The sequence below is a fragment of the Ruegeria sp. BHSB064 genome (assembly GCF_059613205.1).
In genome coordinates this window covers 1-10,548 of the sequence record NZ_JBXWSB010000136.1, presented here as the reverse complement: position 1 = coordinate 10,548, position 10,548 = coordinate 1, and the positions used below count along the sequence as shown (strand labels likewise).

The following is a 10,548-nucleotide window of genomic DNA, read 5'->3' as shown; positions in this document are numbered from 1 at the left end:
GGTCACGATGCAGTCGCTGCCCTCGATCCGTTTGGTGCAGGAAAACGACAAGTCGCTGGTGACCAAGATCAATTCGACCCTAGTGAACACGGTCCCGTTGTGGGAAACCCAACTTGCGCAGGCCGTCACCATCCAACGCAGCGCCGAAGCCGCCGCCGCCGTGCGTGACGCAAACGATCTGACAAACGAACTGCTGACCTCGAACGCGGCCAACTTGCGTGAATCCAACAAGATGATCCGCGAAGAGATGGAGCGCGGTGTGTTCGATATCGAAGCGGTCAAACAGGCCAATGCTGACCTGATCGGAACTATCAACGAAAGCCTGGCGATTGCGGACGAAGGAAAAGCGAAACGCGCGGCGGCTGAGGTTGAATTGCAAAAGATGGAGGCCGAGTTGCGCGACACTTTAGCCTCTGCCAAAGCGCGCCGGGACGGGGTTGGTGACAATTCCGGCACGGCGGTTCCTGGCTAAAGGCGGAATCCGCGTGCGGCGCTTCAATTCTCTTAAACTGGTGTTAGGGGTGACTTCGGTATTGGCGTTGGCCAATTGCGATGAAACCCTGACATCTACCGTTGCGCCGCAGCCCCGGCCCGAGCCCGCACCAACGGCGGCAAACGCATATGTACCGCCCTCTGCCGCCAGTCAGGATCTGGCGCGCTTCTACCAACGTGTTGAACGCGACCTTCTGGTTCGGGGGCTGTTGCGCACAGATGGCGGCGGACCGGATACGCCCTATGATGCCGACGATCTGACCCGCAACTTCGAAGCAATCGCGTTCTACAGCGAATATCCGACGCAGAGCGTTTCGATCGGTTCACGGCAAACGGATGGGCAACTGAGCCGGTGGTCCGGCCCCGTGCGCATCCAGACCGAATTTGGCCCTTCGGTTTTGCCCGAAACGCGGACACAGGATGCGGAACAAGTGCGACTGTTCGCGGGCCGCCTGGCCGGGTTGACCCGACACCCGATTTCGGTTGTGTCACGAAACGCCAATTTCCATGTCTTTTTCGCAGGTAAGGACGACAGTGCCTATGTTGCGTCGCGCCTGAAGCAATTGATCCCGAACATCAGCCAGGCTTCACTGGATCTGGTCGCCAATCCGCGCGCTAATTTCGATTGCTTGGTCTTTGCCTCTGCGACCCGGGCGTCGCCCTACAAATACGTGCGTGCAGTTGCGTTGATCCGGGCCGAGCTGACGGATCTGGTGCGCCGCAGTTGCATTCACGAAGAGATCGCTCAGGGGCTTGGCCTGTCCAATGACAGCCCGGCAGCACGGCCTTCGATTTTCAACGATGATGATGAGTTTGCGCTGCTGACCAGCCATGACGAGAAACTGCTGATGATGCTTTATGATCAGCGCCTGCAGCCCGGTGTGGGCGTCGATGAGGCGCGCCCCGTCGTGCGCATTATTGCCCGCGAATTGATGGGTCAGCCGCTCTGACCCCTAGGACAGGAGAACCCAAATGGGAATTTTCGATTTTCTGGCCGGAGAATTCATTGATGTCATTCATTGGGTGGACGACACCCGTGACACGATGGTCTGGCGGTTTGAGCGTGAAGGGCATGAGATCAAGTACGGCGCCAAACTGACCGTGCGTGAAGGTCAGGCGGCGGTATTTGTGCATGAAGGACAATTGGCCGACGTGTTCACACCCGGTCTCTATATGCTTGAGACCAACAACATGCCGATCATGACAACGCTTCAGCATTGGGATCACGGCTTTCAGTCGCCGTTCAAATCCGAGATCTATTTCGTCAACACAACCCGGTTCAATGACCTGAAATGGGGCACCAAGAACCCGATCATGCTGCGTGACCCGGAGTTCGGGCCGACCCGTATCAGGGCCTATGGTACTTACACGGTGCGGGTTAAGGATCCCGCCAAGTTCCTGGTGGAGATTGTAGGAACAGACGGTGAGTTCACAATGGATGAGATCAGCTTTCAGGTGCGCAATATCATCGTGCAGGAGTTCAGCCGCGTCATCTCGGGCTCGGGCATTCCTGTTCTGGACATGGCCGCAAACACCGCCGATCTGGGCAAACTGATCGCAGCCGAAGTTTCGCCGGTATTGGACAGCTACGGTTTGGAAATGCCGGAGTTCTACATTGAGAACATCTCGCTGCCCCCGGCGGTTGAGGCGGCGCTGGATAAGCGGACCTCGATGGGGTTGGCGGGCGATCTGGGCAAGTTCACTCAATATTCAGCAGCAGAGGCGATGACGGCTGCGGCCAACAACCCCGGTCAAGGCGGCGGCATGGGCGCCGGTCTTGGCATGGGTATGGGGATGGCGATGGCGCATCAGATGTCGAACATGGCAGCGGGCCAACCCAGCGGCCCGTGGGGATCGCCCGCCCCCGCTGCCCCGCAAGCGGCAGCACATGCGGCACCGCCTCCTCCGCCACCTGTCGAGCATGTGTGGCATATCGCTGTGGATGGCCAGACAAGCGGGCCGTTTTCCAAAGCCAAGATGGGGCGCATGGCCAGCGAAGGCGAGCTGACACGTGACACTTATGTCTGGACCGCAGGACAGGACGGCTGGAAAAAGGCAGGCGAGGTGCAGGAGCTTGCGCAGTTGTTTACAATCCTGCCACCTCCCCCGCCCGGAGCGTGAACAAACGCAGTCTTCTTTTAAATTCATCATGACCACCGGGTAATTCATGACACACGTCACCGCCCCTGACCCGACCGAACACCGTTTCCCCTGCGACAAGTGTGGCGCGGACTACCGGTTCAACCCGGGTGATGGTACCTTAACCTGCGATCACTGCGGGCATTCCGAGCCGATCAGTGCCGGACCGTGGGGCGGTGCAAGTCTGCGAGAGCTGGACTTTGACGCCGCCATCGCTGACCGCCTGCCGGACAGTGAGATCGAGGAAACCCGTGTTCTGTCGTGCCCAAACTGCGCGGCACAGGTGGAGTTTGACCCGAACACCCATGCAGCAGAATGCCCGTTCTGCGCCACGCCGGTCGTGACAGATACCGGGATAAACCGGCACATTAAACCCAAAGGCGTATTGCCTTTTGCATTCGATGAACGCTCGGCCCACAAGGCGATGGGCGATTGGTTGGGGCGGCTCTGGTTCGCGCCAAACGGGTTGAAGGAATATGCCCGAAAAGGGCGCAAGGTGCAGGGCATTTACGTGCCTTACTGGACTTTCGATGCCGACACCAAGTCTTCGTATCGCGGTGAGCGCGGCACCGTCTATTATGAAACCCGAACCGTGATGCGCGACGGAAAACGGGTTCAGCAACAAGTGCCAAAGGTACGCTGGAGCCCAAAATCCGGCCGCGTCGCGCGTTTTTTTGACGATGTGCTTGTGCTGGCGTCCAAATCGCTTCCAAAACGCTACACCGACGCGCTGGAACCCTGGGATCTGCCTGCGCTGGAGCCATATCAGCCCGAATACCTGGCCGGTTTCCGGGCTGAAGCCTACAGCGTTGAACTGCGGGAAGGGTACGCCGAAGCGCGTGCCCACATGGCGCGCGTAATCGAACGGGATGTTCGTTTTGACATCGGTGGGGATCGGCAGCGCATTCATGCGGTCGATACAGATGTGCGGGACGTCACATTCAAGCATATCCTTCTGCCGGTTTGGATGGCCGCCTATAAATACCGCGGCCAGACGTATCGGTTTGTGGTCAATGGCAGAACCGGGCGGGTTCAGGGCGAACGTCCCTGGTCAGCGATCAAGATAACCATCGCTGTTGTACTGGGTTTGTTGGTGGCTGCGGGTGTCGGGTATCTGGTGGCCACCGGGCAATAGGCGGACCTGCATCCAGGCTTGTGCATCCGGTTAGACGCGGTCATGTTCATCGCTGAAAACAAAGGATGGGTCTGCCGTGTCGTTAGCTGAACTGAATACTCTGCTGAAAGACCGCCATTCCTGCCGGGCGTTTCTGCCTGAACCGGTCCCCCATGCGCAGATCGAACAGATCGTCGCCAGCGCATCCCAAGTCCCTAGCTGGTGCAATGCACAACCCTGGAATTTGGTGATCACCAGCGCGGATGAAACAGATGCATTCCGTGAGGCAATGCTGGCCGAGGCTGTCAGCGGGACGCCAGCGCCGGACCTGCCGTTTCCAACATCCTACTCTGGCGTGTACCAGGATCGCCGCCGCGCCTGTGGCTGGGCGCTGTACGAAGCTGTTGGGGTAGAACGCGGGGACCGCGCCGGGTCAGCGCAACAAATGATGCAGAACTTTGCCCTGTTTGGCGCGCCGCATTGCGCCATTCTCTCAAGCCCGGCAGAACTTGGCCCCTATGGCGCGATGGATTGCGGTGGTTTTGTTACGGCCTTCACTCTGGCAGCGCAGGCATTGGGGGTCGCGACCATACCACAAGCCGCCGTGGCCACTTACGGTCCATTCCTGCATCGTTATTTTCAGATCCCCAAGGACCGCCTGATCCTGTGCGCGATTTCTTTCGGCTATGCGGACCCCGATCATCCTGCAAACAACTTCCGCACAGAACGCGCCGCACCGAGTGACTTTGTAGAATGGCGGGGTTAAACACGCGCAAAGGTCGGCTTTTCGCATAACAGGGAGGATTCCTTTGCGTGCAGTATTGCAGAGGGTGTCGCGTGCCAAAGTGTCGGTTGGTGACACTGTCACCGGATCATGTGGACAGGGGTTGATGATTCTTGTTTGCGCCATGCAGGGCGATGACAAAGAGCAAGCCAAGAAACTCGCCGAAAAGGCGGCCAAGCTCCGTATCTTCAAAGACGAGGCGGGAAAAATGAACCGCTCACTGCTGGATATTGGCGGATCGGCGTTGGTGATCAGCCAGTTTACACTCGCCGCCGATACGAAAAGCGGCAACCGGCCGGGGTTCTCAACCGCGGCCTCGCCGGATCAGGGCGAACGCCTGTACAAAGAGTTTGCAAATCACCTTGCCGCGCAAGGTGTTGCGGTGGAAACGGGGCGGTTTGGGGCTGATATGGCGGTCGAACTTGTGAACGACGGTCCCGTCACGATCTGGATTGAGAACTGATGGATATCACTGAACAAGCCGTTGAATTTTGGCAGGCCGGAGTTGATGCAGTCGATGGGTTCGCTGCGACCAAGGCCGCACTGCCGGATGTTCCCAAGCCCGATCGGATTCTCGCCGTTGGGAAACCTGCTGCCGCCATGGCACGTGCGGCGCTGGCTCAATTTGGTCCGGTCCCCACACTTGTGGTCACCAAAGACGATCACGGCCGCGATCTTCCCGAGACGGTCGAGGTGATCGAGGCTTCTCATCCGGTGCCGGATGACCGCAGCCTTGCGGGTGGGCGCGCACTCCGCGTGGCGATGGAGCAGATGCCACCCGGCTCTCATGTCCTTCTGTTGGTCTCGGGCGGCGCCTCCTCGTTGGCCGAGGATCTTCTGCCCGGCACATCTTTGCGCGATCTGGAAGCGTTGAACCGCAGACTGCTGTCCGAGGGGTTGGACATTCGGGCGATGAACGCCGAGCGGCGCAAGTTGTCACGCATCAAGGGCGGCGGTTTGCTGTCTCATTTCAAAGGCGCACACGCAACTGTTCTGGCGATTTCAGACGTGCCCGGCGACGACCTGAATGTCATTGGCTCGGGCATTGGCGCTTTGCCGGATAGCTACAACTTTACTGCGACAACGCAGATCGTGGCGTCAAACGCCCATGCCCGGAATGCAGCCGCCACCGCGGCACGCGAAGCGGGCCAAACGGTTCTGGCCAATGACGAAGCGCTGCACGATGACTATCTGCGGGTGGCGGCAAAGCTTGGGCCGATGCTGCGCGACATGGACAAAGGCGTGATGATCTTTGGTGGTGAACCGACCGTGGTTCTACCCGATCACCCGGGGCGCGGAGGGCGAAATCAGGCACTGGCGCTTGCTTTGGCCAAAGAGATCGCGGATCAGCCGAACCTGACGGTTGTAGTTGGTGGCACGGATGGAACGGACGGCCCAACAAACGCGGCCGGAGGGATCGTGACCGGGGCTACCTGGTTAGACGTAGCCGAAACCTACCTTCAAAACGCTGACAGCGGTACCTTTCTGGATTCATCGGGCGCGCTTTTGGTGACGGGACCAACCGGAACCAACGTTATGGACCTGATTGTCGCAATACGCGTATGAATTGACGCTTTTTCCGGCACGTTGTTCCATCAAGAATCGAAAATGAAGGGATATGCAGGCGGTTTCTCGACATACCGATCACGTAGACGGCGTTCATGACCTCATCGTGTGGACTATCGTTTTCGGTATTCGCACGAAATATCCTTGCTCGGTTCGCTGAAATGCGCCAACTTTGACTCACGCGTCAATAAAAACCCGCAAAGGGCAAAAACCACTCAATAGGGAGAATTCTAAATGAACGAACAAATCACGCATATGGCCGGCCAGGTCACTGCCGGGAAGATGACCCGCCGCGAATTCATGGGGAAAGCTGCGGCTTTAGGTGTATCGGCAGCGCTGGCCAGCACGATGTTTGCGGACGCCGCGCGGGCGGCTGGCCCAAAAAAAGGTGGGGATCTTAAGTTTGGCCTGCAAGGTGGCGAATCAACTAACTCGCTTGATCCTGCGACCTATGCAAGCTCAGTTCCCTTCCAGAACGGCAAACAATTTGGCGATCAGCTGGTTGAGGTGGCGCCTGATGGCACTATCGAACCACGCCTTGCAGAAAGCGTAGAAGGTAGTGCGGACGCGAAAGTCTGGACATTCAAGCTGCGTCAAGGCGTTGAGTTCCACAACGGGAAAACGATGACCAGCGAGGACGTGCTCAAAACGATGCAGCGTCACTCGAATGAAGACTCAAAATCTGGTGCGCTTGGTATCATGAAAGGTATCGAGTCCATGAAGGCTGACGGGGACAACTTCCAAGTCACGCTGACTGAGCCTAACGCTGACCTGCCCTATCTGATGGCCGACTATCATTTGATCGTACAGCCCGACGGAGGGATGGAAAATCCTGGCGCGGGCATCGGAACCGGACCGTATAAGGTGGAAGTGGACGAACCCGGTGTGCGCCACCTTTACACAAAGTTCGAAAACCACTGGAACTCGGATTTCGGAAACTTCGACAGTGTAGAAGTGATCGTGATCAACGATGCTACGGCCCGTACGGCAGCGCTTCAATCAGGTCAAGTTCACGCAATCAACCGGGTCGAACCGAAAGTGGCCGATCTTTTGGGACGCGCGCCAAACCTGACAGTGCATTCAACCGCAGGTCGCGGACACTACGTCTTCATCATGCACGTTGACACTGCACCGTTCGACAGCAACGAACTGCGCCTCGCTCTGAAACACGCGATCAACCGAGAAGATCTGGTTGAGAAAGTGCTTCGAGGCTATGGTTCGATCGGCAACGACATGCCGATCAACGCGGCTTACCCGCTGTTTGATGAGACTATTCCGCAGCGCGAATTCAGCGTTGAAAAGGCCGCTGAGCATTATCAGAAGTCGGGCCATGACGGTTCGCCAATTATTCTGCGCGTGGCAGATGGCGCCTTCCCCGGTGCGGTAGATGCAGCTGCTCTGTTCCAACAATCTGCTGCAGAAGCTGGCATTCCGCTTGAAATCAAGCGCGAACCAAATGACGGCTACTGGTCAGAGGTCTGGAATGTTCAGCCATTCTGTGCGTCCTACTGGGGTGGCCGCCCGGTTCAGGATCAGATGTATGCAACAGCCTATCTGTCGACCGCGGATTGGAACGATACGCGGTTCAAGGTTCCGGCCTTCGACGACTTGCTGTTCGCCGCACGTGCAGAACTGGATCCTGAAAAGCGTAAAGGCATCTACAGCCAGATGGGCATGATGGTTCGCGACGAAGGCGGTCTGATCTGCCCGATGTTCAACGACTTTGTTGAGGGCATCAGCAACCAGTTGGACGGTTGGGAAACCGACCCGACCCAAGAGCTGATGAACGGCAACATGTCCCGCAAAATGTGGTTCGTCTGATCCGGGCTACTGTACATGCATCCCATCATCAAACTGGTGTCCCAGCGCTTAGCGCTGGGACTCTTGCTTCTCTTCGGTGCATCGGCTCTGATATTCGGCCTCACTGAAGCCCTTCCCGGGGACGCGGCGCAAGCCGTCCTTGGCCAATCCGCAACCCCCGAAGCGCTGGCAAACCTGCGCGAAGAAATGGGCCTCAACCGGCCAGCCCTGACCCGCTATTTTGAATGGTTGAGTGGCATTGTGCAGGGTGATCTGGGCCAATCACTGACTAACAAGCTCGACATCGCTGAATCCGTTGGCAACCGTCTGGGCAACACGCTGTTTCTGGCGTTCTGGGCCGCTATTATTTCGGTTCCGCTGGCTATTTTCCTGGGCCTTCTGGCGGTCCGCTACCGCAACCGTTGGCCCGACAAGATGATTTCGGCGGTCACATTGACCACGATTTCTATCCCTGAATTCCTGATCGGTTATGTGCTGGTCTACTTCGTTGCTGTCAAACTGGGCTTCTTCTCGCCGCTTGCGATGATCAACGACAGCATGACCCTTGGGCAAAAGCTGAACTCTATCGCCTTGCCTGTCATCGTGCTGACTCTGGTCGTTTTGGCGCACATGATGCGGATGACCCGCGCGGCAATCCTGAACGTGATGCAGTCGGCCTATGTCGAGACGGCAGAACTTAAGGGCCTGAGCAACTTTCAGGTGATCTACCGCCACGCCTTCCCGAATGCCATCGCGCCGATTGTAAACGTGGTCATGCTGAACCTGGCCTACCTCGTTGTTGGCGTCGTCGTGGTCGAGGTCGTCTTCGTCTATCCCGGCATGGGGCAATATCTGGTGGATCACGTGACCAAGCGTGACGTGCCTGTTGTCCTGGCGTGCGGTGTAATCTTCGCCGCGATCTATATCGGTTTGAACATGATTGCAGACATCGTCTCGATCCTTGCCAACCCAAGGCTGAGGCATCCGAAATGAAGAACATTCCTATCTCTGCAATGATCGGTCTTGGTTTTACCGGCCTGTATTTCTTCGTTGCCATCTTTGCCCCCCTGCTGGCCCCCTATGGCATGGCCGAGGTCGTTGGCGACGTGTGGGAGCCGTCGAGCTCGCAATTCTGGCTGGGCACGGACAACATCGGTCGCGACCTTCTTAGTCGCATGATCTATGGTGGACGCACGACGATCTTCATCGCCACGGCAGCAACGATCCTCAGCTTTGTGACCGGCTCGATCCTGGGTTTTCTGGCGGCTGTTATGGGCGGCTGGGTCGATCAGGTCATGTCACGTACAGTCGATCTGATCATGTCGATTCCATCGCTGATCTTCGCATTGGTGGTTCTGGCCATGGTTCCGGTCACCATCCCTGTTCTGATCATCGTCATGGGTCTCTTGGACGCCACGCGCGTCTATCGTCTGGCGCGCGCTGTTGCGGTGGACATCGCCGTGATGGATTACGTCGAAGCCGCGCGCCTGCGGGGTGAAGGCCAGATCTGGGTGATCTTCCGCGAAATCCTACCCAATGCTCTGTCGCCGCTGGTGGCGGAACTGGGTCTGCGTTTCATTTTCATGGTTCTGTTTGTCTCGACCCTGTCCTTCCTGGGTCTGGGTGTTCAGCCGCCACTGGCGGACTGGGGCGGCATCGTGAAGGAGAACAAGGACGGCATCGTCTATGGTATCGGTGCGGCGCTGTATCCCGCTGTCGCCATCGCAACACTGGCGATTTCGGTCAACCTGGTGGCTGACTGGGTCCTGAACCGCACCACATCACTGAAAGGAGGCCGGGGATGAGCGATCCACTTCTCAAGGTCCGCGACCTCAAGATCGGCGCAACCGTGTATCCGCCGGGTGAAAAACCTCATGACATCGAGATCGTGCACGGGGTCAGCTTTGACCTCGAACGCGGGAAGGTGCTGGGCCTGATCGGAGAGTCAGGCGCCGGGAAATCCACCATCGGTCTGGCCTCGATGGCTTATGGCCGGGGCGGTGTGAAGATCACCGGTGGTGAGGTTTGGGTCAACGGGCGTGATATCCTGAAAACCTCGCACGGGGATATTCGCAAACTGCGCGGGGGTGAGGTGACCTATGTGTCCCAGTCCGCTGCGGCGTCCTTCAACCCGGCCAAGAAGATCATGGATCAGGTGGTCGAGGCTGCGGTCGAACAGAAAAAGTTCAGCCGTAAGGAGGCCGAAGGCCGGGCGCGTGAACTGTTCGCCAAGCTGGGTCTGCCCGACCCGGACAATATCGGCGACCGGTACCCGCATCAGGTTTCAGGCGGGCAGTTACAGCGCTGTATGACGGCTCTGGCCTTGTGCCCCGAGCCTGATCTAGTGGTCTTCGACGAACCCACAACCGCGTTGGACGTGACCACCCAGATCGATGTTCTGATGGCGATCAAAGAAGCCATCGCAGACACCGGTGTCGCCGCACTTTACATCACCCACGACCTGGCAGTTGTGGCGCAGGTAAGCGATGACATCATGGTTCTGCGCATGGGTAACACCGTCGAATACGGCAACACCGACCAGATCATCAACAACCCGCAAGAGGAATACACACAGGCGCTGGTCTCGGTCCGTTCAATCGAGCATGAAGAGAAACAGCCGACACCAGAACCGGTGCTCAGCGTGGACGGTATC

At 57.9% G+C, this 10,548-nt stretch carries 11 protein-coding genes; all 11 read left to right on the top strand.

Going from position 1 to position 10,548, the window contains the following annotated elements:
* The coding region (locus AC2FNU_RS21350; RefSeq protein WP_496792250.1) for a toxic anion resistance protein at positions 1-472 on the top strand (472 nt) is incomplete at its 5' end.
* A 49-nt stretch (positions 473-521) separates the two neighbouring features.
* Complete coding sequence (locus AC2FNU_RS21345; RefSeq protein WP_496792252.1) at positions 522-1,442, top strand: DUF2927 domain-containing protein; 921 nt, start codon at positions 522-524, stop codon at positions 1,440-1,442.
* Between the two features lie 22 nt (positions 1,443-1,464).
* Positions 1,465-2,613 carry an SPFH domain-containing protein gene (locus tag AC2FNU_RS21340; protein ID WP_496792248.1) on the top strand — a complete coding sequence of 383 codons (1,149 nt, stop codon included), beginning with the start codon at positions 1,465-1,467 and terminating at the stop codon, positions 2,611-2,613.
* A gap of 46 nt (positions 2,614-2,659) precedes the next feature.
* The gene (locus tag AC2FNU_RS21335) at positions 2,660-3,766 is read left to right on the top strand and encodes a TFIIB-type zinc finger domain-containing protein (protein ID WP_496792246.1); all 1,107 of its coding nucleotides are present in this window, start codon (positions 2,660-2,662) and stop codon (positions 3,764-3,766) included.
* Positions 3,767-3,842: 76 nt separating this feature from the next.
* Entirely contained in the window at positions 3,843-4,511 is a 669-nt protein-coding gene (locus AC2FNU_RS21330; protein ID WP_496792244.1) for a nitroreductase, read from the top strand.
* Positions 4,512-4,554: 43 nt separating this feature from the next.
* The gene (dtd, locus tag AC2FNU_RS21325) at positions 4,555-4,992 is read left to right on the top strand and encodes a D-aminoacyl-tRNA deacylase (protein WP_496792242.1); all 438 of its coding nucleotides are present in this window, start codon (positions 4,555-4,557) and stop codon (positions 4,990-4,992) included.
* Complete coding sequence (locus AC2FNU_RS21320) at positions 4,992-6,095, top strand: DUF4147 domain-containing protein (RefSeq protein WP_496792240.1); 1,104 nt, start codon at positions 4,992-4,994, stop codon at positions 6,093-6,095. The genes dtd and AC2FNU_RS21320 overlap by 1 nt, the downstream gene beginning before the upstream one ends.
* 234 nt (positions 6,096-6,329) lie before the next feature.
* Positions 6,330-7,916: an ABC transporter substrate-binding protein gene (locus AC2FNU_RS21315; RefSeq protein ID WP_496792238.1), complete on the top strand. Its 1,587-nt coding sequence runs from the start codon at positions 6,330-6,332 to the stop codon at positions 7,914-7,916.
* Between the two features lie 15 nt (positions 7,917-7,931).
* Entirely contained in the window at positions 7,932-8,888 is a 957-nt protein-coding gene (locus AC2FNU_RS21310; protein ID WP_496792236.1) for an ABC transporter permease, read from the top strand.
* The gene (locus AC2FNU_RS21305) at positions 8,885-9,700 is read left to right on the top strand and encodes an ABC transporter permease (RefSeq protein WP_480798405.1); all 816 of its coding nucleotides are present in this window, start codon (positions 8,885-8,887) and stop codon (positions 9,698-9,700) included. The genes AC2FNU_RS21310 and AC2FNU_RS21305 overlap by 4 nt, the downstream gene beginning before the upstream one ends.
* On the top strand, positions 9,697-10,548 hold an 852-nt coding region (locus AC2FNU_RS21300; RefSeq protein WP_496792234.1), incomplete at its 3' end, for an ABC transporter ATP-binding protein. The genes AC2FNU_RS21305 and AC2FNU_RS21300, both read left to right, overlap by 4 nt.

Bases quoted from the DNA above. Each gene is read 5' to 3' on its own strand.
- AC2FNU_RS21340 (WP_496792248.1), top strand. From the start codon at position 1,465: ATGGGAATTTTCGATTTTCTGGCCGGAGAATTCATTGATGTCATTCAT.
- AC2FNU_RS21335 (WP_496792246.1), top strand. From the start codon at position 2,660: ATGACACACGTCACCGCCCCTGACCCGACCGAACACCGTTTCCCCTGC.
- AC2FNU_RS21310 (WP_496792236.1), top strand. From the start codon at position 7,932: ATGCATCCCATCATCAAACTGGTGTCCCAGCGCTTAGCGCTGGGACTC.
- AC2FNU_RS21320 (WP_496792240.1), top strand. From the start codon at position 4,992: ATGGATATCACTGAACAAGCCGTTGAATTTTGGCAGGCCGGAGTTGAT.
- AC2FNU_RS21315 (WP_496792238.1), top strand. From the start codon at position 6,330: ATGAACGAACAAATCACGCATATGGCCGGCCAGGTCACTGCCGGGAAG.
- AC2FNU_RS21305 (WP_480798405.1), top strand. From the start codon at position 8,885: ATGAAGAACATTCCTATCTCTGCAATGATCGGTCTTGGTTTTACCGGC.